This is a genomic window from Alicyclobacillus suci, assembly GCF_017329615.1.
Classification (GTDB): domain Bacteria; phylum Bacillota; class Bacilli; order Alicyclobacillales; family Alicyclobacillaceae; genus Alicyclobacillus; species Alicyclobacillus suci.
Window position 1 is genome coordinate 87,788 of record NZ_JAFMTW010000005.1, and the last position, 25,028, is coordinate 112,815.

General features: G+C 52.8%; 24 protein-coding genes and 2 riboswitches. Of the genes, 21 read left to right on the plus strand and 3 right to left on the minus strand.

The genetic code is table 11. The features are described from left to right. The first annotated feature begins 5 nt into the window (after positions 1-5). Both J3482_RS04280 and J3482_RS04285 read left to right on the plus strand, forming a co-directional pair. Positions 6-2,411, plus strand: coding sequence for a heavy metal translocating P-type ATPase (locus tag J3482_RS04280; RefSeq protein ID WP_146821230.1), 2,406 nt, complete (start codon positions 6-8; stop codon positions 2,409-2,411). 90 nt (positions 2,412-2,501) lie between these two features. Next, positions 2,502-2,563, plus strand: a riboswitch (Fluoride riboswitch). Positions 2,564-2,604: 41 nt separating this feature from the next. Next, positions 2,605-3,048, plus strand: a complete 444-nt coding sequence (locus J3482_RS04285) for a fluoride efflux transporter FluC (RefSeq protein ID WP_146821228.1) — start codon at positions 2,605-2,607, stop codon at positions 3,046-3,048. On the opposite strand, the gene J3482_RS04290 is transcribed toward J3482_RS04285, so the two are convergent. Then, positions 2,947-3,486, minus strand: a complete 540-nt coding sequence (locus J3482_RS04290; protein ID WP_188332082.1) for a manganese efflux pump — start codon at positions 3,484-3,486, stop codon at positions 2,947-2,949. The two genes, J3482_RS04285 and J3482_RS04290, sit on opposite strands and share 102 nt — an antisense overlap. Positions 3,487-3,642: 156 nt before the next feature. On the opposite strand from J3482_RS04290, the gene J3482_RS04295 reads away from it, so the two are divergent. From J3482_RS04295 to J3482_RS04325, 7 genes are all read left to right on the plus strand, one after another. Next, positions 3,643-3,828, plus strand: a complete 186-nt coding sequence (locus tag J3482_RS04295) for a hypothetical protein (RefSeq protein WP_146821224.1) — start codon at positions 3,643-3,645, stop codon at positions 3,826-3,828. Next, entirely contained in the window at positions 3,825-5,366 is a 1,542-nt protein-coding gene (locus J3482_RS04300; RefSeq protein WP_146821222.1) for a recombinase family protein, read from the plus strand. The genes J3482_RS04295 and J3482_RS04300 overlap by 4 nt, the downstream gene beginning before the upstream one ends. A gap of 41 nt (positions 5,367-5,407) precedes the next feature. Next, positions 5,408-5,818 carry a glycosyl hydrolase family 18 protein gene (locus J3482_RS04305; RefSeq protein ID WP_223203960.1) on the plus strand — a complete coding sequence of 137 codons (411 nt, stop codon included), beginning with the start codon at positions 5,408-5,410 and terminating at the stop codon, positions 5,816-5,818. Positions 5,819-5,874: 56 nt separating this feature from the next. Then, positions 5,875-5,978: riboswitch (TPP riboswitch) on the plus strand. A 73-nt stretch (positions 5,979-6,051) separates the two neighbouring features. Further along, complete coding sequence (gene tenA, locus J3482_RS04310) at positions 6,052-6,717, plus strand: thiaminase II (protein WP_146821217.1); 666 nt, start codon at positions 6,052-6,054, stop codon at positions 6,715-6,717. A gap of 68 nt (positions 6,718-6,785) precedes the next feature. Then, positions 6,786-7,712, plus strand: a complete 927-nt coding sequence (gene thiD / locus J3482_RS04315) for a bifunctional hydroxymethylpyrimidine kinase/phosphomethylpyrimidine kinase (RefSeq protein ID WP_146821448.1) — start codon at positions 6,786-6,788, stop codon at positions 7,710-7,712. A gap of 58 nt (positions 7,713-7,770) precedes the next feature. Beyond that, positions 7,771-8,583, plus strand: coding sequence for a hydroxyethylthiazole kinase (gene thiM, locus J3482_RS04320; protein ID WP_146821215.1), 813 nt, complete (start codon positions 7,771-7,773; stop codon positions 8,581-8,583). 548 nt (positions 8,584-9,131) lie between these two features. Next, on the plus strand, positions 9,132-9,740 hold the full coding sequence (locus tag J3482_RS04325; RefSeq protein WP_146821213.1) for a hypothetical protein: 609 nt from the start codon (positions 9,132-9,134) through the stop codon (positions 9,738-9,740). Between the two features lie 39 nt (positions 9,741-9,779). Here J3482_RS04325 and J3482_RS04330 read toward each other — a convergent pair whose 3' ends face one another. After that, positions 9,780-10,130, minus strand: coding sequence for a pentapeptide repeat-containing protein (locus J3482_RS04330; protein WP_188332081.1), 351 nt, complete (start codon positions 10,128-10,130; stop codon positions 9,780-9,782). A 351-nt stretch (positions 10,131-10,481) separates the two neighbouring features. Here J3482_RS04330 and J3482_RS04335 point away from each other — a divergent pair, with 351 nt between their 5' ends. Both J3482_RS04335 and J3482_RS04340 read left to right on the plus strand, forming a co-directional pair. Continuing rightward, the gene (locus tag J3482_RS04335) at positions 10,482-10,940 is read left to right on the plus strand and encodes an RrF2 family transcriptional regulator (protein WP_146821209.1); all 459 of its coding nucleotides are present in this window, start codon (positions 10,482-10,484) and stop codon (positions 10,938-10,940) included. A 204-nt stretch (positions 10,941-11,144) separates the two neighbouring features. Then, positions 11,145-11,480: a winged helix-turn-helix domain-containing protein gene (locus tag J3482_RS04340; protein WP_146821207.1), complete on the plus strand. Its 336-nt coding sequence runs from the start codon at positions 11,145-11,147 to the stop codon at positions 11,478-11,480. A 158-nt stretch (positions 11,481-11,638) separates the two neighbouring features. Here J3482_RS04340 and J3482_RS04345 read toward each other — a convergent pair whose 3' ends face one another. Then, positions 11,639-12,154 carry an acyl-CoA thioesterase gene (locus J3482_RS04345; RefSeq protein ID WP_146821205.1) on the minus strand — a complete coding sequence of 172 codons (516 nt, stop codon included), beginning with the start codon at positions 12,152-12,154 and terminating at the stop codon, positions 11,639-11,641. 372 nt (positions 12,155-12,526) lie between these two features. Here J3482_RS04345 and J3482_RS04350 point away from each other — a divergent pair, with 372 nt between their 5' ends. From J3482_RS04350 to leuD, 10 genes are all read left to right on the plus strand, one after another. Then, a complete protein-coding gene (locus J3482_RS04350) occupies positions 12,527-13,816 on the plus strand; it encodes a homoserine dehydrogenase (RefSeq protein ID WP_146821203.1) in 1,290 nt (429 codons plus the stop codon). Between the two features lie 395 nt (positions 13,817-14,211). Then, positions 14,212-15,108, plus strand: coding sequence for a branched-chain-amino-acid transaminase (gene ilvE, locus J3482_RS04355; RefSeq protein WP_146821201.1), 897 nt, complete (start codon positions 14,212-14,214; stop codon positions 15,106-15,108). A gap of 65 nt (positions 15,109-15,173) precedes the next feature. Further along, positions 15,174-16,841, plus strand: a complete 1,668-nt coding sequence (gene ilvD / locus J3482_RS04360) for a dihydroxy-acid dehydratase (protein ID WP_146821199.1) — start codon at positions 15,174-15,176, stop codon at positions 16,839-16,841. A 29-nt stretch (positions 16,842-16,870) separates the two neighbouring features. Next, on the plus strand, positions 16,871-18,595 hold the full coding sequence (gene ilvB / locus J3482_RS04365; protein WP_146821196.1) for a biosynthetic-type acetolactate synthase large subunit: 1,725 nt from the start codon (positions 16,871-16,873) through the stop codon (positions 18,593-18,595). Beyond that, positions 18,592-19,122, plus strand: a complete 531-nt coding sequence (gene ilvN / locus J3482_RS04370) for an acetolactate synthase small subunit (RefSeq protein WP_146821194.1) — start codon at positions 18,592-18,594, stop codon at positions 19,120-19,122. Before ilvB ends, ilvN begins: the two co-directional genes overlap by 4 nt. A gap of 76 nt (positions 19,123-19,198) precedes the next feature. Next, positions 19,199-20,245 carry a ketol-acid reductoisomerase gene (ilvC, locus tag J3482_RS04375; protein WP_021296992.1) on the plus strand — a complete coding sequence of 349 codons (1,047 nt, stop codon included), beginning with the start codon at positions 19,199-19,201 and terminating at the stop codon, positions 20,243-20,245. Beyond that, the gene (locus tag J3482_RS04380; RefSeq protein WP_146821192.1) at positions 20,223-21,767 is read left to right on the plus strand and encodes a 2-isopropylmalate synthase; all 1,545 of its coding nucleotides are present in this window, start codon (positions 20,223-20,225) and stop codon (positions 21,765-21,767) included. The genes ilvC and J3482_RS04380 overlap by 23 nt, the downstream gene beginning before the upstream one ends. 60 nt (positions 21,768-21,827) lie before the next feature. After that, complete coding sequence (gene leuB / locus J3482_RS04385; protein ID WP_146821191.1) at positions 21,828-22,910, plus strand: 3-isopropylmalate dehydrogenase; 1,083 nt, start codon at positions 21,828-21,830, stop codon at positions 22,908-22,910. Then, positions 22,911-24,347 (plus strand): 3-isopropylmalate dehydratase large subunit, encoded by a 1,437-nt coding sequence (leuC, locus tag J3482_RS04390; RefSeq protein WP_146821189.1) that lies wholly within the window; start codon positions 22,911-22,913, stop codon positions 24,345-24,347. Beyond that, positions 24,331-24,936 carry a 3-isopropylmalate dehydratase small subunit gene (leuD, locus tag J3482_RS04395; RefSeq protein WP_146821187.1) on the plus strand — a complete coding sequence of 202 codons (606 nt, stop codon included), beginning with the start codon at positions 24,331-24,333 and terminating at the stop codon, positions 24,934-24,936. The genes leuC and leuD overlap by 17 nt, the downstream gene beginning before the upstream one ends. Positions 24,937-25,028 lie beyond the last annotated feature (92 nt).

Below are 25,028 nucleotides of genomic sequence, written 5' to 3' on the forward strand. Positions count from 1 at the left end.
ATGTTATGGCAATTGACAACCAGCAAATACGAGAAGCCACGCTTCCCATTGAAGGAATGACTTGTGCTGCTTGTGCGGCTCGGATTGAGAAAACAGTATCGAAACTTCCTGGCGTTCAATCATGCCATGTCAATCTTGCTTCTGAACGGGCACATGTCGTCCTGAATGGAGAGACCGATTGGGACGATGTGATTTTGCGCATCGAAAAAACGGGCTATACAGTTCCCACGAAAGAATTGACCTTGCGCATTGAGGGAATGACCTGCGCAGCCTGCTCGGCTCGCATCGAAAAGGTCGTTTCGCGCGTAAAAGGTGTGGAGTCGGTTCATGTCAATCTTGCGTCGGAAAAGGGGAAGGTTGTTTATCTTCCGGGGGTCGCAACCGAACAAGATGTGATTCGAGCCGTCGAAAAGGCAGGGTATTCGGCCAAAGTGGCCACGGATGAACTGGAACAGATGGAGCGCGAGCAAAAGGTCAAGCAGTATCGTCGCGAATTATCTACCTTTGGACTTTCGGTTGTTTTGACCTTGCCGCTCGTTATCCAAATGTTTGTGATGTTGGCAGGTGCGAATGCATTTATGCCAAACTGGGGGAGCTTGATGTTGGCCACGCCGGTTCAGTTCTTTGTCGGCTGGCGTTTTTATAAAGGTGCGTATCACGCGCTTCGCGGTGGCGCCGCGAACATGGACGTATTGGTGACATTAGGGACTACCGTGGCTTACGTGTATAGTGTAGTCCTCACGATTTTGGGGCGGACAGACACCTATTTTGACAGTAGTGCGACAGTCATTACGCTTATCTACATGGGGAAACTGCTCGAGACGCAGGCAAAACGGAAATCGAGTTCGGCGATTGAAGAACTGGCGAAACTCGGAGCAAGTGTAGCCCATGTCATTCGTGATGACGGCGAACACGACGTGCCGGTCGAGGAATTGCAAGTTGGCGACGTCGTACGCGTTCGTCCAGGGGAAAAGATTCCCGCTGACGGCGTGATTGTGAACGGGCAGACACTGGTGGATGAGTCGTTTTTAACTGGCGAGTCGATGCCAGTAGCCAAAGCGGAAAATTCCGCAGTTGTCGGTGCATCGGTCAACCAGACACAAGCGTTCACGATGCGCGTGACCAAGGTCGGTGCTGACACGGCACTGGCACAAGTGATTCGCGTGGTGGATGAAGCACAGGGTTCCAAGGCGCCTGTGCAGCGGCTTGCGGACAAGATTTCTGGGGTGTTCGTACCGGTTGTCTTAGGTATTGCCCTGTTGACATTTTTCGCATGGGGCATTTTCGGCGGTTGGTCTCATGCACTTGTCGCTGCGGTTGCGGTGCTCGTCATCGCTTGCCCATGCTCATTGGGATTAGCTACGCCTACCGCCATTATGGTTGGCACGGGGCTCGGTGCTGAACACGGCATTTTGATCAAAGGTGGAGAGCATTTAGAACTTCTACACCAGGTCAACACGGTGATATTTGACAAGACAGGTACGGTGACCAAGGGACATCCTGTGATAACAGAGCTTTGGACGGTAAATGGCGTGTCTGAGGCGACGTTGCTACAGAGTGCAGCGGCGCTAGAGTCGCAAAGTGAACATCCACTGGGCAAGGCCATCGTGGACTATGTGAAGGCCAAGCGAGTTTCCTGGCCGGAGGCGACCAGTGTCCAAGCAGTTCCAGGCAAGGGGATTGAGGGGGCTATCGACGGCCAACGGATTTGCATTGGCAATCTCTTTTGGTTCCTGGAACAGGGCATCGACGATGTTCCGATGGACCGGATTGCGGAATACGAAACGTCAGCAAAAACGACCGTACTTGTAGCAAAGGATAGACAACTTCTAGGCGTTATCGCAATTGCGGATTCTCTAAAGGAGGATGCGCATCGCGCGGTCGGCCAATTGCGACATATGGGTGTAGAAGTGTGGATGGTCACTGGTGACAATGTGAGAACCGCTACAGCCATCGCGCGGCAAGCTGGCATTGAACATGTGCTAGCAGGGGTCATGCCACAAGAAAAATTTAAAAAGGTGCAGGAGCTCAAGGCGCAAGGCAACGTGGTAGCCATGGTTGGCGATGGCCTGAATGATGCACCTGCGTTAGCAGCTGCAGACATCGGCATTGCGATGGGGACAGGTACCGATGTGGCGATGGAAGCGGCTGATATTGCGCTAATGCACTCCAAAGTACAGGGCGTAGTGGACGCCATCCAGTTGTCAAAGGCCACCATGCGCAAAATTCGACAAAATTTATTTTGGGCTTTTTTCTATAATGTCATTGGCATTCCGTTGGCAGCTGCAGGTATCTTAAACCCGATTATCGCCGGCGCAGCGATGGCACTCAGCTCGGTTAGTGTAGTGTCCAACAGCCTGCTGCTGAAACGAACGAAATTTGGCAAGTCGGTCGCTAGGTCATCAGGATGATGTGAGGGCGGTAAATTTTGATTCGTCCATCTCTGTCAGACCTGGCTTTTCGCCCACAATTGTAGGGCGGACCGGCATACTGTATAACATAATTGCATCGGTGATGGAGCTCACCAACATCACCCGAAAGGGTTAATGGCTCCTGCGAAGGGATTCGCAGGGGCCATTTTGCATGTAAGAGGGGGTGGAGTTGATGAAGATTTTGTACATCATGGGATTCGGATTTGTTGGCGGTGTACTGCGCTTTTTTTGTGGCGATTCCTTGACGAGTATTCTGATTTTGAATGCGGTGGGAGCCATCGCGCTTGCCATAATCTCTGCGTGCGCAGTGCATCGTATGGTTTGGTTAGAAACTGGGATTGGCGTTGGTTTCATTGGTTCCTTGACGACCTTCTCCTCGTTGACGTTGGTCACGGTTGACGCGTCTTCGCAGCACAGCATAGAGGCGCTTGCGAGCCTAGAAATCACGGTGGGCAGCATTGTCCTGTGCGGTCTTGTGATGGCGTTGACGCGGCGCACCAAAGGACGCGTGGAACTAAACGATGAGCCCCGCGACAACCAGCAGAATACCCGCAATCAATCCCGCATGCCTGCTCACCCGAGTGTGCCAGTGGGTGACGACGTGCAGCGGGTTTAACCAGAACACGGCACAGGCTAGTGCGGCACTACCAATTGTGTAACAAATACGCAGGTGCAAAAAGCCGATGCCAAATCCAACGGTTAAATTGGCGAGTGTTTGGCTGAGACCGACCAACATTCGCGTGTGAAACGTAAGCGGGGCAGCATTTCGCGAAAGGCGGTCACTGCGTAGGGCGTGAAGCGTGATCCAAATACCGATGGCGACAAGTACCCCTGAGCCGAGGTGACGCGCTGCGACGATGGGAATAAAATGATTAATACGCTCGGCGCTTCTATCGCCCGTGAATGAGGCAATCCCCGACATGACGGCCATTATCGTGTAAAACAGCGGTGCGCGTCGATGGGCTGCATCTCCGTTTGCCGGACCAGCGTCCATGATATCGAGATTGGCGCCGAGCCCGACCAACGCACCGAGTAATACGGCACTGACGTTCATATTGACGCCACCCCCGTCCATTGGCAGAAAACTGTTACCAATAGCGTATGGGGATGCCGGAGCGAACTCTATGGACGTGCGACCAACTATGCAAAAACTTGCGGTGCAAGCGGACAAACCGTCTTCACATATCCATCTCCGTATGGGGGGATGGAGATGAGGAAGATGCAAATTTCCGTAGTAAAGCTGGAGTACGGCGAGGAAGCGTTACACGAATTGGCTCAACATTTCCTCGACCGCCTCATCTACGTCGAACGAAATTTGAATGATAGCCATTTGAACGACGACAATCCGCTCACGCATGATGGAGCAAGCGGTGAAACATCGTGGATGCCCGAATGACTCTTTGTGCAATTTACGCGCGTGTGTCAGATGAAGCTCAATTGCGGGGAGACTCTCTCCAACATCAGATTGCCTATTGCCGCGAACACGCTCGGCGGCGAAGCCTAGAAGAGGGGACACCGTGGACGACGCCAGAGGACTTTGTTTATCTAGACGAGGGTGTTACGGGCACGAGTATGGTCAAGCGACCAGCGGTGCAACGCTTGTTGATGGACGCTCGTCGGCATTCATTTGACGTCGTGTTGTTTAAAGGAATTTCGCGTTTTGCCCGTGATACGGTCGACGCGCTTGTGATGCTGCGGGCATTGATGGCTTCAGGTGTCCGTGTGCTTTCTATGGAAGAAAACTTTGACAGCGCGCGCGATAGTGCGGAGTTTATTTTCACCATACACAGTGCACTGGCTCAGGCGGAGTCCGAAAAAACGGCGATTCGTGTGCGGGTGGGGGTGGCTCAAAAAGCGAGGTTAGGTCAGTGGAATGGGCAGCCTCCAGATGGGTATATCCTCGATGTTCACAGTAAGCACCTCGTTGTGGACGAAATGGTTGCCCCTACTATTCGGGATATTTTCGCGATGTATCTGAAAGGGTATGGCGTGCGCAAAATCGCCGAAGCCTTAAACCAGGCTGGACGCTATACAAAACGCGGTTCGTTGTGGACACAACGCAATGTCTCGAGGGTATTGAGAAATCCGGTGTACCAAGGAGATGTGGTCTATGGCCGCCGGGAAAAGCGATTGGTTGTGCCGGATGCGACCAATCCTCTGGCGCGACGCAAGCGGGCTGTGTATGTGACCGATTCGGACCAGCTCACCGTTTGTCAGGATGCACATCCTGGTATTGTGCCGCGCGAGGTGTTTTTGCAAGTGCAGGCGCGCTTACAGCGGCAGCGTGTGTCGTCTGGGCCAACGGGCAATCAACAATGGTTGACCAAGGGGCTATTGCGCTGTACATGTGGAAGTCGCATGACCATCACGTATAATCGAGCAGGCACCGCCTATTACCGATGTGCGCGGCGACGCGAGAGCGGGGCTTCTGCATGCCAGAGCGGGCATATCCGGGCAATGGCACTGGAGCGGGCGGTATTGTCCCAAGTCCGAAAGGACTTACTTGAATGGATCCCGTTTGCACGCCTGACATATCCAAAGCTGCCTGAGCACGATGTACAAAAGGAACTTCACAATCTTCAGGCGGCGTTGGCACGGCAATTTACGAAGTCGCAGAAGCTGTTTGACGAATATACCGACGGCATCATACAGCGTGAACAATATGAGCGCTTAAATCAGGAGATTCAACGCCGGATACAAACGCTTGAACAGGCCAAGGAAAAGCTGCATGTGGAGCTGAAAAAAGACAACCAGGTCGTGGACGCAGGCGAGATGGCGCGGCAGACACTTGTCAACCAGCTGTGCGAGCAGACGCCCAACCCACATCTGACGAAGGAGATTTTGGCGCTTTTTGTGGATCGCGTACAAGTGTGTAAGGGCGTCGGTCCACATCGTGAAATCGCGGTACATTACCGTTTCCAATGTCCATTGTAATCACGTCTTTGTGCAGTGCATTGGGGAGGAGCGGACCACCGATGGCCATCTCCCCAGTCAACCAGATTCGCGCTGTGCTCGACTATGCGACGTCTGTGATTGATCCGAATAAAATTCTCATGGGCTTTAGCCTGTACGGGTATGACTGGCCTTTGCCGTACGTACAAGGGCGCACACGCGCCAGCGGGCTGTCGAACAACGACGCGCAAAACCTGGCCTTGGCTGAGCAATCGGCGATTCAATGGGATCGTCAGTCGGAGTCGCCGCATTTCGAGTATACGACGGGGTCAACCGCACACAGCGTCTGGTTTGACGACGCCCAAAGTGGGGCTATTAAGTTGTCCTTGGTGGATGAATACGGTTTGCGTGGTGCTACGGTATGGGTTTTGGGAAATGAGTACCCACAATTTTGGTATTTAGTGAGAGAACTCTACAACGTCAAGAAATACTGAGTAACCGGCTCGCGCGGCGATGGTGGATTGTGGTAGAATAGAGATAATTAAATGATTGGAGCCACTAGGGGCGCTTGATGCTGAGACGAGGGTAACCACCCTTGAACCCTTAGCACCTGAACTGGGTAATACCAGCGTAGGGAAGTGGCACGGAATCGACGTTTTTCCCGTTTGCGTGCGGGGCGTCGCCTCCGTTCCCCGAAGGTCTCCTAGAATTAAGGAGGCTTTTTATTTTGCGGTTTACTGAAGAACTTCGTCGCGAAGCTGATCCAATTTTTGAGGCGATTAGAAATCACCCGTTTGTTCGGGGGATTGCCGAGGCCGCTCTTTCACCCGCGCAAATCACCCATTATGTCCAGCAAGACTCCTTGTATTTGAGCACGTACGCCAAAGTCTATAGCCTGGGTCTCGCCAAGTGCCGTACACGGGCGGAGATGCGCGAGTTTCACGAGCGCATTGGTTTCATTTTGAATGCAGAAGTGCATCCTCACTTGACTTTGTGTCGCTTTGCGAATGTGTCGTATGAAACTTTGCAGCAAAGTGCGAAGATGGCGCCCACTGCGCATCATTACGCGTCGCACATGTTGGCTTGTGCACAGGCGGGGACGCTTGGCGATGTGTTGGCAACCGTTTTGCCTTGTCACTGGACGTATGTCGATCTCGCCCGGAACATCGTCCACCGGGATCAACCGACCAAGGATCATCCGCTCTACGAATGGATTGCTTTCTACGCGAACGACGATATGTTGTTCGGGCTTACGGCGTTATGTCGCTGGATTGACGAGTACGCGGAGCGCGCGAGTGACGAAGACCGCGTTTCGATGCAAGAAATTTTCCTGGTGAGTTGTCACATGGAACGACGATTCTTCGAGATGGCGTATACCCTGGAGAACTGGTGATTAGGGTCCTTGGCGCCATGTTAAATCCTTTGGTGAGAAAGGATGGTATGCGGGTGCGTACGGATGAGATGGGACATGTGTTCCGGGCGCTGACCATCGCAGGCTCAGATAGCGGCGGCGGCGCTGGAATTCAGGCTGATTTAAAGACGATGCACCAATTTGGCGTCTATGGGATGTCGGTTGTGACGGCGCTGACGGCGCAAAACACTACAGGCGTCCATGGTGTGATGGAGGCATCGCCTGAGTTTGTCGCGGCGCAACTTCAGGCGGTCATCCATGATTTGGGTGTTGACGCGATGAAGACAGGCATGTTGGCTAACGAAGCAATTATCGCCACGGTGGCGGACGTCTTAAGTACAGCGACCGCCACCGTGGCGAGGCCGCTCGTGATTGATCCGGTGATGGTCGCCAAAGGTGGCACGAAGCTGATGGACGATTCGGCTATCGCGACACTTCGCGAGCGCCTGTTGCCGATGGCTGCACTTATCACACCAAACGCCCCGGAGACGGGTGTCCTGGTAGGCGCCTCGGTCAGTAGCTGGGATTCCGTACACTTGGCGGCAGCGCGTTTGGCGCAATGGGGTGCGGGTGTGGTGGTCGTCAAGGGCGGCCACTTGGATTTGGATGTGGCACACGCCGAGGGTTGGCGGTTACCAGCAGCCGCCCATCAAAGGGTAGCTGTTGACACCGTCTATGCCCAGGGAACCTTCACACATTTTCTCACGCCTCGTGTGAACAGTGTGAACACACATGGGACCGGCTGTACGTTTTCTGCGGCTATCACAGCACTTCTCGCGAGCGGTACTCCGGTACTGGATGCGATTGCACAAGCCAAGGCGTTCATCTACGACGCAATTGTTCGGGCAAGAGGCTGGGACGTCGGGCACGGTCACGGGCCGACTGACCACTCGACGCCGATTCCGGTGGCAATGTCGGGGGTGATGGCGGGCGGATCGTACTATTACGATGGGCGAAACTGGACGCGCGTCGACTGATTTGGTGGTGGACTCACTTGGTAATCCATTGCCGAGAACGACATCAGGAGGGATACATATGCAATGGGGGCATTGGTTGGCAGCGGTCCGACAAAATCGGCCGCTCGTTCACAATATCACAAACCTCGTCGTCACCAACACGGCGGCGAACGCGCTTTTATCCATCGGTGCCTCACCGGTGATGGCATATGCGCACGAGGAAGTGGCAGATATGGCGCGTATCGCGGCGGCACTGGCACTGAATATGGGAACTTTGACACCAGAGACGGTCGAGGCGATGCGAATCGCCGGTGGTGCCGCCAATTCAGCAGGGGTTCCTGTCGTATTTGATCCCGTCGGTGTAGGCGCGACACCGTATCGCACAGAGATGGCGCAGACCCTCATACGCGACGTAAAACTTGCGGTGTTGCGAGCGAACGCGGGGGAGATGAGCGTTCTTTTGGGGCTGCCTGGGCAAGTGAAGGGTGTGGATGCCTTAGCGGCGGATGACGCTTTGCCGATGGCTATGAAGGCGTACGCCGCCGAGCAAGGAACGGTGGTGATTGCCACTGGTGCAGTCGATTTCGTCACCGACGGGGAGCATATCTGGCAGCTCGCAAATGGCCATTCGCTCTTGTCGAACATCACCGGTTCTGGCTGCATGTTGACGGCGCTGTTAGGGGCGTTCGTCGGCGTGGTACCAGCGGGGAGTACACCTGCTACATATGCAGAAGCATGTATTGCCGCGGTGACGAGTTACAATGTGGCTGCCGAACAGGCAGCAAAGCTTGCACATGGCCCAGGGACATTCCAGGCCCACTTATTGGATAGTCTCTACACGTTAGAGCCGTCGACAGTGGATGAACGAGCCCGCGTGACATCCGGCGTATGATGTCGGGTGTCGATGTAAGATATGATAGATTGGATAGTCTTCGGGGTCACGCTATTCAGTCAATAGATTTCATGGTATTCTAATTTATATGGCGCTCTAGCGCGACTTTGGTGCGCATCATCCAGAATTTCCGGATATTGACCATTAAGACATAAAACACCGGCCTGCACGTGGGGTCAGGCCGGTGTTTTCCATTGGTTGTTATGGTGGTCGTCAAACCTTCATGGAGCGGATAGCTTGTTCCAACTTTTTGGTTCGAATGTGAAGGTAACGATTAAGTGCAAAGATACCTGCTACCACGCCCGCAAGTACGATATACGTTGTCATTAGATTTACACCTTCCTAGAAAACAGTTCATGTTGAGATGATATTCGTAGTCTACCCAATAAACCTTGAAATAAACTGCAAAGTGTCAATTGACATTAGATTTGTTGGTGATGGTGGATTGGATGACGTGGGTTTATCGCCTTCGGTCCTTCCTTCGATGCAGCCTTGGCAACTGGACGGCCTCTTTTCGCATACGCATCGATTGGGGGGATTTTATGTGTATGCAGATTGTCGTGGCAGACAAGAGATACGGGAAAATTTCACCGGAGCAGATTGCAACGCAACTGTTGCGCATTGTCTTCACAGACTACCGACCCACGTCGCATGCGTACACAGACGCCGATTTGCGCAACTTGCAACATCGCTATACGGCGGAGATTGACAGGGTTGTTTTGCGGGAGGTACGGACAGAAATTGCGCGGGTATTGGACCAACAGATTGCTACTTGCCCGAGTGCTGGTGTCTATCTTCGGAAGATTGCCGAAGAACGCTTACAACAACAAATGCGGATTGATAAATTGCTGTGGCAGTATGTAGAGGGTCGTCTGACAGCATTGCAGCTGAACCAAATGCATGGGCTGATTCACGGTCGATTAGCGTTTCTTGATGAACTGGAGGCTAAATTGCTGACGTACGTCCCGGTTGGCACAAATCAGAAGTCGCATTGGGTAGAGGCACACCAACGGATTCTCGACGCGCTACGCATGGGGGGAGACGTACACATGATTCGTGCGCTGGTTCACACCGTGTTGGAAGGTGTGAAGATTATCAGCGAGTCGTCGACCCGAATTGCATTACGTTTTTACTATCGGTGTCAACGCCCAAACTAACTGCCAGTACGATGTGGCTTGGTCGACAACCTATCTCTGTTACTCATTCTCTTCCACTCGAGCACCGAAAGACTTGGCCATCATCACCGCTTGTGTAAAATCTATTTTTACGTTGGCCAGGTCAAAGTCACGAAAGTTTACACCGTTCATATTCGCTCCCCGCAAATCTGCTTCGCGCAGATTCGCTTTCATAAAAGTGGTCATTGTGAGGTTGGCATGGGGGAGGTCGGATTTCTCTAGTCGTGCACCCGACAGATCAGCGAAACTGAAATTGACGTGTTGTAGGTTTAAGTTTTGTAGGTGTTGTCCGCGCAGATTGGTATAGGACCAATCCCCTTGTATTATGATGATGGCGCTTAAATTCGCTTGTTTAAACGTCGATCCGGTCATTTTGCACGCTTCAAATCGGGACGCAAACAAATTGCTTGCATAAAAATCACAGTTTAGAAATGCACTTCAGGTCTTGTTCTTCGAATGATTGGTTCATGAACAATTCCTTCTGAAAATGCTGGATGTTTTCCCCTTCCTCTTGGACATGCACATTTTGGGGTGAATGATACACGAAACGCGGCTATTCGAAAAGCCGCTCATGATTGGAGATGTGAGATACTGCTCGCACGGAAGAGACAGGGCTGCAAAAATAGAATTCCGCTTGCACGGTCATTTCTTAAAAATATATTTTATATATACCTTTTGTGTCTGGTTTTGTCTTGAGAGGAAGCACGGAGAGGAGATGAGGGATTGAATTTGACGATGTTTACGGATTATTCGCTGCGCGTACTGATTTATGCCGCCATGAAATCAGAGGGGGAACTGTCCAATATCCAAGAAATTGCACAGGTTTATCGAATCTCATCCAATCATTTGATGAAAAGTGTGCATAAGTTAGGAAAGCTTGGACTCATTCATACGATTCGTGGGCGCCATGGAGGTTTTCGCTTAGCAAAGCGTCCAGAGGACATCAATATTGGCCAGGTGGTTCGAGAAATGGAAGAAAATTGGAATCTTGTGGAATGCTTTGACGCAGAAAATGGAGCCTGTATTCTCAGTCCCGCGTGTCGTTTGCAGAATGTTCTTGGCGAAGCGTTAAATGCCTATTTTGCCGTTTTAGAGCGCTATACCCTGGCCGATATCGTGGTGAACCGTCGAGCGATGGGCCCACTATTGGGCTTGAATCATTCAGTTATCGGGGGAGAATGAGAAAGTGCAGGGGTGGTCAGGCAGCTGGCCCTTGTGAAATTGTGTTCCAAATTCAAGGCGATTGAAGGATTTTGTCGAATTTCATCGAAAACAGACGAGGCAGTTGATGCGTGCGCCCGGTGAAGCGACTTATCATCGCAACCATTCATCAACATTCTTGAACGCCTTTTTTTGGTATGACATATCTACGCCTGGAGGCTAGACATGGACACAAATCTCACACAAGTCGCGCTCCGACCTGGACTCGTCCTTGATTTTCGTCGTGGGGAGTTAGTTCAAGACGGTATGTCTGTCAGTTTGTCGAAGATTCAGTTTCGGATTCTTCACCTACTCGCGCTTCATTTGGGCCACCCTGTGCGCACCGACGACATTATTGAATATGCATGGGGAAAGGAACGTAACATCTCCAGAAGTGAACTATATGTCTATATCAGTCGCTTGCGTGCACGGGTGGGAGACAACCCGTATTCCCCGAAACTGATTATTAGTATCCGTGGTTTAGGATACTTATTGAGAAGTGAGATGGGGAAATCGTCTTAATGCCCACGCGGGAATCTGCGCTTTCTCTCCATTTATCCGCTGAGCCTACGCAGTGAATCGCCATGAACTCCAATGATACGCTCGGTCACCTTGGGAAATATCGAGAGAGGATGAGGACATCACCACCTGTGCATGTTGGCGGTGATGTCGTTCATGGGCTACCATGGTTTATTTGTGGTCAGAAACTCGGCTAACTTTTTGCTTTGCTCCCGTCTTTCTTTCCGGTGAATCGCGCGTGCCGACGCAGTTTCGTGCAGCTTTTTCTCTTCATCCGTCTGCGGAATTACCTGGGGAACCGCGACCGGATTTTTGTCCTTGTCGAGCGCCACGAATGTCAGAAATGAAGTTGCAGCAATGCGACGCTCCCCAGTCATCAGATTTTCAGCGATCACTTTGACGAAAACTTCCATAGAAGACCGACCTGTCCAGGTCACATAAGACTCGAGGCACACGGAATCGGACATACTGATAGGAGACAAGAAGTCGACTGAGTCCGTTGAAGCAGTGACGACTGGACAACGTGCGTGTCTTGTTGCCGACAAGGATGCGCAGTCGTCGATATAAGCCATCAAGCGTCCGCCAAAGAGTGTATTGTGGACGTTGGTGTCAGGAGGAAGTACGTGACTGGTTTTTACCACACGTGATTCATTGCAATACTTGGCTTCCGGGTTCACGTGAGGACACCTCTCTTTACGACGAAGTTCTATCCGAGAAACTGCGCTCGCAGCTCATCTCGGGTATACTTCACCATTTTAACAGGATTTAATCGCCACTATGAAATCCAGAAAGAATTTCCGATGTAGTTATCCGCATGTTTGATTCATCGTCATAGGGGTACTTCGCCTGCTTGACAGGGATGGGGTGCCGTTGTATAAATAGACGAAATATTGCTGGTGACTTGTGCAATTTGCTCTTGTTTGAATATGTGAAATATGTGAAATATGTGAATAAAGATAACATAGGTTCATATTTGCGATGAGTAATTGTGCACCCTTCAGCAGAACAGATTGTTTATAGAAGATCGGTCGGAGAGAGGAGACACCCTGGTGGATTTAGAGATTGGCCTTCTTGGTTGCGGTACGGTTGGGGCCGGAGTCGTGTCATTGGTGCGCCGTCGCGCTGGAAAGGTGGCCGATATGACGGGTTCTCGTCCGGTGGTCAAAACCATCCTTGTGCGTGATTTGGACAAGAATCGGGGTGTGACCTTCGAGCACGAACGGCTTACGACCAAACCTGATGACATTCTGCGGGACGAGGATATTCAGATTGTGATTGAGACAATCGGCGGGATTGAGCCCGCGAAAACATATATTTTAGAGGCGCTTCGAAACGGCAAACACGTGGTTACGGCAAATAAAGACTTAATCGCGGTACATGGCCCGGAAATCCTTCGCGTGGCCGAGGAAAATCATGTGAGTGTGCTGTTTGAAGCGGCGGTTGGCGGTGCCATTCCGCTCGTTGGGCCGCTCAAGGAGAACCTCACTGCCAATGAAGTGACGGACCTGAAAGGGATTATCAATGGCACGACGAATTTCATCTTGTCCGAGATGACGAGTCGACACATTGATTTTGAGGAAGCGTTGGCAATGGCGCAGGAACTCGGGTACGCGGAGTCTGATCCGTCGAGTGACGTGGATGGCTTGGATGCAGCGCGAAAACTCGTGATTCTATCTTCGATTGCCTTTCAGACCGAAGTACATTTGACAGACATCCGGATTGAGGGAATTCGCCACGTCCGCGCGAAAGATGTCCGTTATGCAGATGAATTGGGATATGTCATCAAACTGCTGGCTGTCGGCCGAGATCACGGAGGAGAATTGACTCTCTCTGTTCGCCCGACAATGATTCCGAAAGTGCACCCGCTTGCGCATGTGTCGGACGCCTACAATGCGTTGTACGTTCGTGGGGATGCTGCAGGAGACCTTATGTTCTTTGGACGAGGAGCGGGAAGCATGCCGACAGCGAGCGCCGTGGTCGGCGACGTCATCTCGCTCGTGCGCAATTTGAAACTCGGATATGTGGCCAGTTCGCCGAATGGCACACTGACCGTGAAACCGGTGGTGGACCGGGAAGATGATCAGTACAAGTATTATTTTCGGTTGGTGGTGCACGACCAGCCAGGTGTCTTCGCCAGCATTGCGCAGTTGTTTGGTCGTGCGCACGTCAGCATGGAGACTGTGCTGCAGAAGCGCGTAGATGGAGGTTGTGCCGAAATCGTGATTATAACGCATGAACTTTCAACGACTACAGCCAGGCATCTGGTGGATGAACTCCAACATCTCTCCCATCTCCAAGCAGTTGAGTGTGTCATGCCAGTAGAACCAGTCACCGAATAGTCGGTGACTGGTTTTTTATTTGTTAAACATTCTACCTCGCGTTAATTTTCCTGACATTAAAGATCTGGTTTTCCCTTGAACCACAAGGGATGTGGGTTTTTGAAAATTTTTTTGAATATTGCAATCCACTTGTTATAACGCCTTAGTAACCGCTTTCTTACGAATTATAGGAAAGCGTTTTCAGATAAACATCAGAACATACGCACATTGACACGTACATATACCCGTACTACAATGACCTGCAAGTCAAAGAAGACGCGTCATATCAATATTTTTTGGGCGGATAGCCCGGTCTTCATGAGCGCCTCAATTATATTTGTGGGAATATTTAAAAACTAGTGGATTCGGTCGCGTTACGTGTAGCGCCGAATGAGGCAATGAGGGGAGTTCATACGATGTCATCGCAAATTTTTCTAAACGGCGAATTCGTCGAGCGCGACGACGCAAAACTTTCGGTCTTTGACCACGGACTACTATATGGCGATGGGATTTTTGAGGGGATTCGAGTCTATGACGGCAACGTCTTTAAACTTGCGGAGCATGTACGTCGACTTTATGATTCTGCAAAATCAATTTTGCTAGATATCCCATATACGCAGGATGAGATGTGTGAGTTGGTATGTGAGACGGTTCGTCGAAATGCGTTGACGAGCGCCTATATTCGTTTGGTGGTGACGCGTGGCCCTGGAGATTTGGGGATTAGCCCGTACGTTTGCAAAGGTGCGCAAGTGTTTATCATCGCGGAGCAGCTGTCGATGTTCTCACAAAAGCTGTACGAGGAAGGAATTACAGCGGTGACGGCAGCGACGAGGAGGAACAGAACCGACGCATTGAATCCGAAAATTAAATCGCTCAACTACCTTAATAACGTTCTAATTAAAATTGAAGCACAAGCCGCTGGCGCCAATGAGGCGATTGTGCTCAACACAGAGGGGTACGTCGTCGAGGGGTCCGGTGAAAACATCTTCATTGTTCGTGACAATGTGCTATATACGCCACCAGCCTATCTCGGTGCGTTAGAGGGCATCACTCGGGCGACGATTATCGAATTGGCACATGAACTTGGCTATGTCGTCAAAGAGGAACCGTTTACGCGACACGACGTCTATGTCGCTGATGAGGTGTTTTTAACAGGAACTGCAGCGGAACTGGTTCCCGTCGTCGAAGTTGACAAGCGTGTGGTGGCGGATGGGCATCCTGGACCTGTTACCAAGGCATTGCATCAAGCGTTTCAACAGTGTACGCGCCATGTTGGTATGAAAGTTTACAGCAAGGAAGAAGCCATCTCATAATGGCTTCTCGGCGGATGGAATTTTCGCGCAACTCGTGAAGTTTGAAGGTTTAGGAGAGGAAGTTTATGCGCAGCGACATGATCAAAAAAGGGGCAGACAGGGCACCTCACCGAAGTCTGCTGTATGCCACGGGGATAAAACCAACAGATCTGCCCAAACCGTTTATCGGCGTTTGTAATTCCTATGTCGACATCATCCCAGGGCATGTGCATTTAAAAGCCTTTGCGGAGGTTGTGAAAGAGGCGATTCGCGAGGCGGGTGGTATCCCGTTTGAATTTAATACCATCGGTGTGGACGATGGTATCGCGATGGGGCATGTAGGAATGCGATATTCGCTCGCCAGTCGTGAACTGATAGCGGACAGCGCAGAGACGATGATCAATGCCCATTGGTTCGACGGTGTGTTTTTTATTCCGAATTGCGACAAAATTACGCCGGGGATGTTGATGGCTGCGGCACGGACGAATGTCCCATCCGTTTTCGTCTCCGGGGGACCCATGGAAGCCGGGCGCTCCAAGACCGGGCACAATCTGTCACTGACGACGGTCTTTGAAGGCGTTGGCCGCTACCGCTCTGGTCAAATGACAGAAGCTGAACTGGTCGAATTGGAGGAGACCGCCTGTCCAACGTGTGGGTCATGTTCGGGCATGTTCACGGCGAATTCGATGAATTGCATCATGGAAATGCTTGGCGTAGCACTCCCTGGAAACGGCACGATTTTGGCAACTTCCTCCGAACGACACGACCTCATTCGAGAAGCAGCCCATCACTTAGTTCGCATGATTCGAGAAGATGTGCGCCCGCGTGACATCATCACGAAGGAAGCTATTGACGACGCATTTGCGCTCGATATGGCGATGGGCGGATCGACCAATACCGTCCTTCACCTCATGGCTATCGCGCACGAGGCGGGCATCGCGTACGACCTTCGCGAGGTTAACGAGATTGCCAAGCGGGTCCCGTATCTTTCGAAAATCAGCCCTGCTTCCGAGTACAGCATCCACGATGTCCACTTGGCAGGCGGTGTTTCGGCCATTATTAAGGAATTGATAGATCATACGTCCGCAGTGCATCCAGACCGTATCACAGTCAGTGGAAAGACCATCGGTGAGGCTGTGGCCGAGGCGTCCATCCTGAACGAGCAGGTCATTCACCGAGCAGAGAACCCATATAGCCGTGAAGGGGGTCTCTCCATTTTCTATGGAAATTTGGCACCTGATGGCGCCGTGCTGAAAGTGGGCGCGGTTGATCCCGACATTGAGCGATTCGAGGGCACAGCGATTGTGTTTGACTCGCAAGAGGACGCACAACAGGGGATTGACAGTGGGCGTGTGCAGGCAGGTCATGTGGTCGTTATCCGCTACGAGGGCCCGAAAGGTGGCCCTGGGATGCCGGAGATGCTGGCACCGACTTCCTCGATTGTGGGTCGCGGTTTGGGCCGCGATGTCGCACTGATTACCGATGGACGGTTTTCCGGGGCGACGCGGGGGATTTGTGTGGGGCACATTTCGCCGGAAGCTGCTGAAGGTGGGCTGATTGGACTTATTGAGGATGGCGATAAAATCAGCATTGACTTGAAAGCGAGAACCATCCATCTCGACGTCGGCGAGGATGTTTTGGAAGCCCGTAGACAAGTGTACGCACCACCTGTTAAGGAAGTTCCGCGCGGGTATCTGCGGCGCTATCAGTACTTGGTTACATCCGCGAATACGGGTGCGGTTATGAAAATTTGAGTGAACACTCTGGAGAGGAGGAAAGAGACATGCGTGTGATATCGGAAGAAAAGAATGCGTCATCTGAATGGCAGGCGCCGATGCTGACGGGATCGGAAATCTTAGTTGAAGCACTGCGCAAGGAGCAGGTGGAAGTCATTTTCGGATATCCCGGCGGGGCCGTTTTGCCGCTTTATGACGCTCTGTATGACTGTGGGATTCGACATGTTCTCGCGCGCCATGAACAAGGCGCGATTCATGCGGCCGAAGGATACGCACGCGTGACCGGGAAGCCCGGCGTCGTCATTGCCACATCTGGGCCGGGGGCGACGAATCTCGTCACCGGCCTGGCGGACGCCATGTTGGACTCCCTCCCCATTGTCGCCATCACAGGCCAAGTTGCGAGGTCCGTGATTGGGTCAGATGCGTTTCAGGAAACCTCTATCATTGGCATCAGCACTCCGATTACCAAGCATAATTACCAAGTGCAGCACGCGAGTGAACTTCCGGCTGTGCTGAAAGAAGCCTTTCACATCGCCAATACAGGTCGAAAGGGTCCAGTCCTTGTCGATATTCCGAAGGATGTGGCTGGGGAAAAGGCGTTATTTATTTACGAGGACGCCCCTCAACTCCCTGGGTATCAACCGACCGTCGTCCCACACGCGATGCAGATTCGCAAAGTACTGGGGTTGCTTGAGGCAGCCAAGCGGCCGGTCATCCTTGCTGGCGCGGGTGTGCTCCACGCTGGGGCGAGCGGCGAACTTAGGCAGTTCGCAGAGCGCTTTGGCATCCCTGTTGTGCACACGTTACTAGGTCTCGGGGGATTCCCGGCTGACCATCCGCTGTTTCTCGGGATGGGCGGCATGCACGGAAGCAAGGCGGCCAACACAGCGCTTTACGAGACCGATTTGTTACTCAACTTTGGGGCGCGATTTGATGATCGGTTGACCGGTAATCTCAAGCATTTCGCGCCCGCAGCCACCGTTGTTCATGTCGATATCGATCCGGCCGAAATTGGAAAAAACGTCCCGACGGACGTGCCGGTTGTGGGCGACGTGAAAGAGGCGCTCACGATGTTGCTTGCAACCCAAATGGCGGCACCGGATATCGCATCGTGGCGGCAACAACTATTGGATATCAAGGCGCAAACGCCATTTTGGTTCGTGCAAGAAGGTTCTCTCGTCAAACCGCAGCGGCTGATTTCTGAGATTGCGCGATTGACGAACGGTCAGTCTACTATCGTTACCGACGTTGGTCAGCATCAGATGTGGGCCGCTCAGTTTTACCCATTCACTGAGCCGAATCATTGGGTGACTTCCGGCGGACTTGGAACGATGGGATTTGGTCTCCCTGCCGCCATTGGCGCACAGATAGCTGAGCCAACTCGCCAGGTGGTCGCGATTGTCGGCGATGCTGGCTTTCAGATGACGCTGCAGGAACTTGCCGTAGTCGCGGAGTTGGCACTGCCCTTAAAAATTGTAGTGGTAAACAACGGTGCATTGGGCATGGTTCGGCAGTGGCAGGAGCTATTTTATCAGGAGCGTTACTCGAGTTCGCTGTTGCAATGGCAGCCGGATTTTCTGAAGTTGGCTGCCGCGTACGACATTCCGGCGGTTCAGATTCGGGAGGACGGCGAACTGACCGCAAAGTTGGATGCTTTCCTCGCGGCGTCAGGACCGGGACTGCTGGAGTGCTTGGTGGCACCGATGGAAAACGTGTACCCGATGATAGCGCCTGGTGACGGACTGCATCAGATGGTGGGGGTGAAGCCATGAACCGCGTCATTAGCGTGATTGTCAATAATAAGGCTGGCGTGCTGAATCGGATTACAGCGTTGTTTTTGCGGAAAGGTTTCAATATTCAAAACTTGACTGTGGGCGTCACTGACACACCAGGTTTATCGCGGATTACCATCGTCATGAATGACACGGACGCGTCAGCACTCGAACAGGTCATCAAGCAACTTTATAAGCAAATTGACGTGTTAAAAGTGACCGACTTGACAGATCAGCCAATGGTCGCGCGCGAACTGGCGCTCATTCGAGTGAACAGTCCTGTGGCCCAGCGGTCGGTGATTACAACTATCATCGAGCCATTCCGGGCGAGCATTATCGATGTCGGTCGCGACTCCATCACGATTCAGGCCGTGGGCCGAACGGAGAAAATCGACGCGTTAATCGCGTTGCTCCGTCCGTACGGAATCAAGGAGTTGGCGCGCACCGGGCTCACCGCGTTGGCGCGCGATGTCGCGACGGTCACAGAGGCCCGACGCGTGTCCGAGAACAATGTGATTTCGATTTGACGGACATCCATTTGGGCGTGTACCTGCAAATGAGACGAAAGAAAAAACTGAATTTTACTGAGGAGTGTGTCCAGCTATGGCAAAAGTAATTTACGACGCAGATATTTCCACACAGGTTTTAGCAGATAAAACAATTGCTATCCTTGGTTACGGATCACAAGGTCACGCGCATGCGCAAAATTTGCGTGACAGTGGTTTTGATGTGGTGGTCGGGTTACGGCCGGGATCGAGCTGGTCGCGCGCGGAGGACGACGGTTTTACCGTGTTGCCGGTGGGCGAAGCGGTGGAGCGGGCGGACGTCATTATGATTTTGCTGCCTGATGAACGTCAAGTCGGCGTTTACCGGCAAGAAATCGAACCGTACCTGAATAACACCAAGGCGTTGGCGTTTGCCCACGGGTTCAACATTCACTTTTCGCAAATTCAACCGCCTGCGGATGTCGATGTCTTCATGGTCGCACCAAAAGGCCCAGGTCATCTCGTCCGTCGCGTCTATGAGGCCGGTGGCGGTGTGCCGTCTTTGATTGCTGTTCAGCAGGATGCCAGTGGCCAGGCCGAAGCGTTGGCACTCGCCTATGCGCGCGGAATTGGTGCTGGCCGCGCCGGCGTCTTGAAGACGACGTTCCGCGAAGAAACCGAGTCTGACTTGTTTGGCGAGCAGGCTGTGTTGTGCGGCGGATTGTCGGCGCTCGTCAAGGCTGGGTTTGAGACGTTAGTCGAGGCAGGTTATCAACCAGAGATTGCTTATTTCGAGTGTTTACACGAGATGAAGCTGATTGTCGATTTGATTTACGAGGGGGGTCTCGAGTACATGCGCTATTCGATTTCCGACACGGCGCAGTGGGGTGATTTCGTCACGGGTCCGCGCATCGTTACAGAGGAGACCAAGGCGGAGATGAAACGCGTATTGCAGGATATTCAGAACGGTGAATTTGCGAAAGGCTGGATTTTGGAAAATCAGGCGAATCGCCCGATGTTCAACGCGATTAACCGACGCGAACAACAGCATCCTATCGAAGTTGTCGGTCGCGAATTGCGCTCGATGATGCCGTTTATTCAGAACAAGCGCCCAGGTCAAAATCAGCCGGAGGTGGTCGATAGTGCGAAAGCTGGACGTGTTTGATACAACCCTGCGTGACGGTGAACAGTCAGCTGGTGTGAATTTACACGGAAGCGAAAAGTTAGAGATCGCACTACAACTCGAGCGTTTTGGCGTCGATATCATGGAAGCTGGTTTTCCAGCGTCGTCGGCTGGCGACTTTAAATCTGTTCAAGAAATCGCCAATCGCGTGAAAGACTGTTCGGTTGCGGGCCTCGCCCGTGCGACGAAGGCGGATATTGATGCAGCTTGGGATGCGTTACGCCATGCGGCGTTTCCGCGGTTACATGTGTTTATCGCGACGTCGCCCATTCACATGGAACACAAATTGCGCAAGACGCCGGACCAAGTGGTGGAGACGGCCGTGGATTGTGTGCGTTACGCGGCGTCTCGGTTCCCCGTTGTTCAGTGGTCGGCGGAAGACGCTACGAGAAGTGACTGGGATTTTTTAGTTCGGATTATCACACAGGTAATTGACGCAGGTGCAAAGGTCATCAACCTCCCGGATACGGTGGGGTATGCCACACCCAGTGAATACGTGCAGATGTTTGAGTACATTCGTGCGCACGTTCCCAATTTAGGTGACGTCAAACTCTCCGCCCATTGTCACGATGACCTCGGACTTGCGGTCGCGAATAGCCTTGCTGCGATTCAGGCCGGTGTAGATCAAATTGAAGGTACCATCAACGGTATTGGTGAACGGGCTGGTAATGCGGCGCTTGAGGAAATTTTGGTCGCGTTGGCCATCCGCAAGGACACGTACGGGCGCGAGACGCGTGCGCAGTTGACGGAGACCGTGCTGACCAGTAAATTGGTCGCGAAATTGACTGGCATGGCGGTACCCGCGAACAAGGCGGTTGTCGGGAATAACGCATTTGCGCACGAATCCGGGATTCATCAGGATGGTGTACTCAAAAACTCGCTGACCTACGAAATTATCCGCCCAGAGATGGTTGGTCTTCATTCCAACCGAATGGTGCTCGGGAAACACTCAGGTCGACACGCGTTCCGCGAAAAGTGTGACGCGTTAAACCTCCAATTGAGCGATGTGCAGTTTGACCGGCTGTTCACAGAGTTCAAGACTTTGACCGAGACGAAGAAGGAGATTACCGACGACGACATTTTAGCGTTGGTTGTCCAATCTTCCACGGAAGAGCACAAGTACGATTTGGAATTTTTACATGTTTCGTACGGTTTGAATGAGACGACGGCAGCGGTCGGCGTACGAGGACCCAATCGACAAGTCATCCGCGAGGCAGCGACCGGAAATGGCTCCGTGGAAGCCATCTATAACTGCCTCGAGCGCGTCGTTGAAGATCCTATCCAGCTGGTTGACTATCGCATTCAGTCGACGACGGGTGGAGGCGACGCCCTCGCGGAGGTGTACGTCAAAGTGGCGTACCATGACCGCATCGTTACGGGCCGCGGCGTTCACAGCGACGTGTTGTCTGCGTCGGCGAAGGCATTTCTCGACGCGATTAATCGTGTGCTCGTCAAGGAGCGGATTGACGACGTACAACTCACTGCAGCGTCTGTTGAGGCATGAGTTTTCGGTCGATAGCCGGGGCTCCTTGCGAGCCCCGAACCATTGCAAGAGGAGGACCTTATGACCAGACACATTACCATTCTACCTGGAGATGGCATTGGGCCAGAAGTGACAAAAGAGGCTCGGCGCCTGCTAGAGGAGGTGGCGCAGACACTTGGCGAGACATGGACATTGGAGGAAGCGCTGATTGGCGGCGCGGCGTACGACCACACAGGTCATCCGCTACCACCTGAGACCATCGCGAAGTGCAAAGCGTCTGACGCGGTCTTGCTGGGGGCTGTTGGTGGTCCAAAGTGGGATCACCTGCCTGGCGACGTTCGCCCGGAAGCGGGATTGCTCGGCATTCGCAAGCAGTTGGGCGTATTTGCAAACCTGCGACCAATTCGCACATGGCCCGGGTTATTGCTTGCATCCCCGCTCAAGCCAGAGTTACTCGACGGGGTCGACATGGTGATTGTTCGCGAACTGACCGGCGGATTGTACTTTGGTGAACCGAAAGCGCGGCTGGATGGTGGGAATGCAGTCGTTGACACGCTGCATTACACGCGGCAGGAAATTGAGCGCGTGGTGCGCCAGGCGTTTCTAATTGCTCAGAACAGGCGGAAGAAAGTGACTTCTGTCGACAAGGCGAACGTGCTTGAGTCGAGTCGGATGTGGCGCGAAATTGTGCAGGAGACTGCCACAGATTTTCCGGATGTGACCGTCGAGCACATCTTGGTGGACAGTGCTGCGATGCAGTTGATTCAGCGGCCCAATCAGTTTGACGTCGTCGTCACCGAGAATATGTTTGGCGACATTTTGAGCGATGAAGCTGCGGTGCTCACCGGGTCTATCGGCATGCTCCCATCGGCCAGCCTAGGCAGTGGTGGACCGGGTCTTTATGAGCCGGTTCACGGATCAGCCCCAGACATCGCGGGGCAAGGGATTGCGAATCCGCTTGCGAGTTTTTTATCTGTAGCGATGCTGTTGCGGCATTCGCTTGGGCTAGAAGTGGCGGCAACCGCAATTGAGGATGCTGTGCTCGCGACGATTGAGGCTGGACACCGGACACGGGATTTAGCTGGTCACGGCTCGGAACCGGTTGGCACAGAAGACATGAGCGCATTGGTTCGGCACGAGGTGCAAAGGAGGCTCAACGGATAAATGGGCAAAACATTATTTGATAAAATATGGGATGCACATGTCGTGAAAACATTGGAAGATGGCCAGAGTTTACTCTACATCGATTTACACCTGGTTCACGAGGTGACGTCACCCCAGGCGTTCGCCGGGTTGCGCATGGCAGGGAGATCTGTGCGGCAGCCAAACGCGACGTTTGCGACGATGGATCACAATATTCCGACGGACAACCCGTATGATGTGCGCGACCAGATTGCCAAGAAACAAATTGATACTTTAATTGAAAATTGCCGCGAGTTTGGCGTTCAACTGGCTGACCTTGACAGTCCTCATCAAGGGATTGTTCACGTGATTGGACCCGAGCTGGGATTGACGGTACCTGGCAAGACAATCGTTTGTGGCGACAGCCATACGTCCACACATGGGGCTTTTGGCGCGTTGGCGTTTGGCATTGGCACCAGTGAGGTCGAGCATGTGCTGGCCACGCAGTGTTTGTGGCAGACACGCCCCAAGACGTTGCGGATTCAGTTGGAAGGGTCACTCGCTCCTGGTGTCACGTCGAAAGATGTGATTCTCGCCTTGATTGCGAAGTACGGTGTCAATTTTGGGACGGGTCACGTTATTGAATTCGCGGGTAGTTTAATTCCGACATTGACGATGGAACAACGGATGACCATTTGCAACATGTCGATTGAGGCAGGGGCCCGGGCTGGGCTGATGGCGCCGGATGACACGACCATTGCTTACGTCAAGGACCGGCCACACGCTCCGCGCGGCGAACAGTGGGAACAAGCTGTGGCTCTCTGGCGAGAATTAAAGTCGGATGATGACGCGGTCTTTGACAGGGACATCGTGTTTGATGTCACGCAACTCTCGCCACAAGTGACGTGGGGCACGAACCCTGGGATGGGCGCGGACGTCAACGGCACAGTGCCTGATCCGGCTACTGCGCCCACGCCTGTCGAACAGCGGGCGCTCGCGGCGGCACTCGAGTATATGGGATTGGAACCAGGAACGAAAATCACGGATATTCCGGTACAACACGTGTTTATCGGCTCGTGTACGAATGCGCGCATCGAGGATTTGCGGCTCGCCGCGTCGGTCGTTCGTGGTCGCAAGGTGGCAAATGGTGTGCGGGCGTTGGTTGTGCCGGGGTCGAAACAGGTCAAGCGGCAGGCGGAATCGGAAGGGTTGCATGAAATCTTTCTGGCAGCAGGATTTGAATGGCGCGAACCTGGCTGTAGTATGTGTCTTGGCATGAATCCAGACATCATCCCAGCAGGTGAACGGTGTGCATCCACATCGAATCGGAATTTCGAGGGGCGGCAGGGCCGCGGTGCGCGCACGCATCTCGTGAGTCCAGCCATGGCTGCAGCGGCTGCGTTGGCAGGTCGGTTTGTCGATGTCCGCGAGTTTGCAGGAGTACATCAAGGAGGCGTTGCGCATGGAGCCGCTCGTTAAGCACAAAGGTCGCGTTGCTTTACTCAGCCGCGTCAATGTTGATACAGATCAGATTATTCCAAAGCAATTTTTGAAGCGGATTGAACGGGATGGCTTTGGTGAATTCTTATTCTTTGATTGGCGTTACCTGTCGTCTGGTGAGCCGAATCCGGATTTCGAATTAAATGCCGAGCGGGCGCAGGGCGCATCCATTTTGTTGGCCGACGCGAATTTTGGTTGTGGGTCGTCTCGCGAACATGCGGTTTGGGCCTTGAGCGATTATGGATTCCGGGTTGTCATTGCGCCGTCGTTTGCCGATATTTTTTTCAATAACTGTTTTAAAAATGGCGTGTTGCCTGTAGTCATTCCACAAGATGTCCGCGACGAATTGGCTGCGAGTTACGCGGCAGAGGCGTGGGACGCCATTACGGTTGATTTGGAAAATCAGGTATTGGTGACCGACCATGGACTATCCGTCCCGTTTGACGTGGACCCGCATAAGAAACATATGTTGCTCAACGGCCTGGACGATATTGGTCTCACGCTGCAGTTTGACGAGGAGATTTCTGGGTATGAAGCACGGCGACAAGTCTATCAGTTGACATACTAAATTCACTTTTTCAGTTATAGGGTTTTCATCGTGAATCGTACGCCGCAGACTCCGTATTTGGAGGCGCGGCGTACGATTTTTATGTGCTACAC

Coding starts and splice junctions, on each gene's coding strand:
- J3482_RS04280 (WP_146821230.1), top strand. CDS start 6: ATGGCAATTGACAACCAGCAAATACGAGAAGCCACGCTTCCCATTGAA.
- J3482_RS04285 (WP_146821228.1), top strand. CDS start 2,605: ATGAAGATTTTGTACATCATGGGATTCGGATTTGTTGGCGGTGTACTG.
- J3482_RS04290 (WP_188332082.1), bottom strand. CDS start 3,486: ATGAACGTCAGTGCCGTATTACTCGGTGCGTTGGTCGGGCTCGGCGCC.
- J3482_RS04295 (WP_146821224.1), top strand. CDS start 3,643: ATGAGGAAGATGCAAATTTCCGTAGTAAAGCTGGAGTACGGCGAGGAA.
- J3482_RS04300 (WP_146821222.1), top strand. CDS start 3,825: ATGACTCTTTGTGCAATTTACGCGCGTGTGTCAGATGAAGCTCAATTG.
- J3482_RS04305 (WP_223203960.1), top strand. CDS start 5,408: ATGGCCATCTCCCCAGTCAACCAGATTCGCGCTGTGCTCGACTATGCG.
- thiD (WP_146821448.1), top strand. CDS start 6,786: ATGGGACATGTGTTCCGGGCGCTGACCATCGCAGGCTCAGATAGCGGC.
- thiM (WP_146821215.1), top strand. CDS start 7,771: ATGCAATGGGGGCATTGGTTGGCAGCGGTCCGACAAAATCGGCCGCTC.
- J3482_RS04325 (WP_146821213.1), top strand. CDS start 9,132: ATGCAGATTGTCGTGGCAGACAAGAGATACGGGAAAATTTCACCGGAG.
- J3482_RS04330 (WP_188332081.1), bottom strand. CDS start 10,130: ATGACCGGATCGACGTTTAAACAAGCGAATTTAAGCGCCATCATCATA.
- J3482_RS04340 (WP_146821207.1), top strand. CDS start 11,145: ATGGACACAAATCTCACACAAGTCGCGCTCCGACCTGGACTCGTCCTT.
- ilvE (WP_146821201.1), top strand. CDS start 14,212: ATGTCATCGCAAATTTTTCTAAACGGCGAATTCGTCGAGCGCGACGAC.
- ilvD (WP_146821199.1), top strand. CDS start 15,174: ATGCGCAGCGACATGATCAAAAAAGGGGCAGACAGGGCACCTCACCGA.
- ilvB (WP_146821196.1), top strand. CDS start 16,871: ATGCGTGTGATATCGGAAGAAAAGAATGCGTCATCTGAATGGCAGGCG.
- ilvN (WP_146821194.1), top strand. CDS start 18,592: ATGAACCGCGTCATTAGCGTGATTGTCAATAATAAGGCTGGCGTGCTG.
- ilvC (WP_021296992.1), top strand. CDS start 19,199: ATGGCAAAAGTAATTTACGACGCAGATATTTCCACACAGGTTTTAGCA.
- leuB (WP_146821191.1), top strand. CDS start 21,828: ATGACCAGACACATTACCATTCTACCTGGAGATGGCATTGGGCCAGAA.
- leuC (WP_146821189.1), top strand. CDS start 22,911: ATGGGCAAAACATTATTTGATAAAATATGGGATGCACATGTCGTGAAA.
- leuD (WP_146821187.1), top strand. CDS start 24,331: ATGGAGCCGCTCGTTAAGCACAAAGGTCGCGTTGCTTTACTCAGCCGC.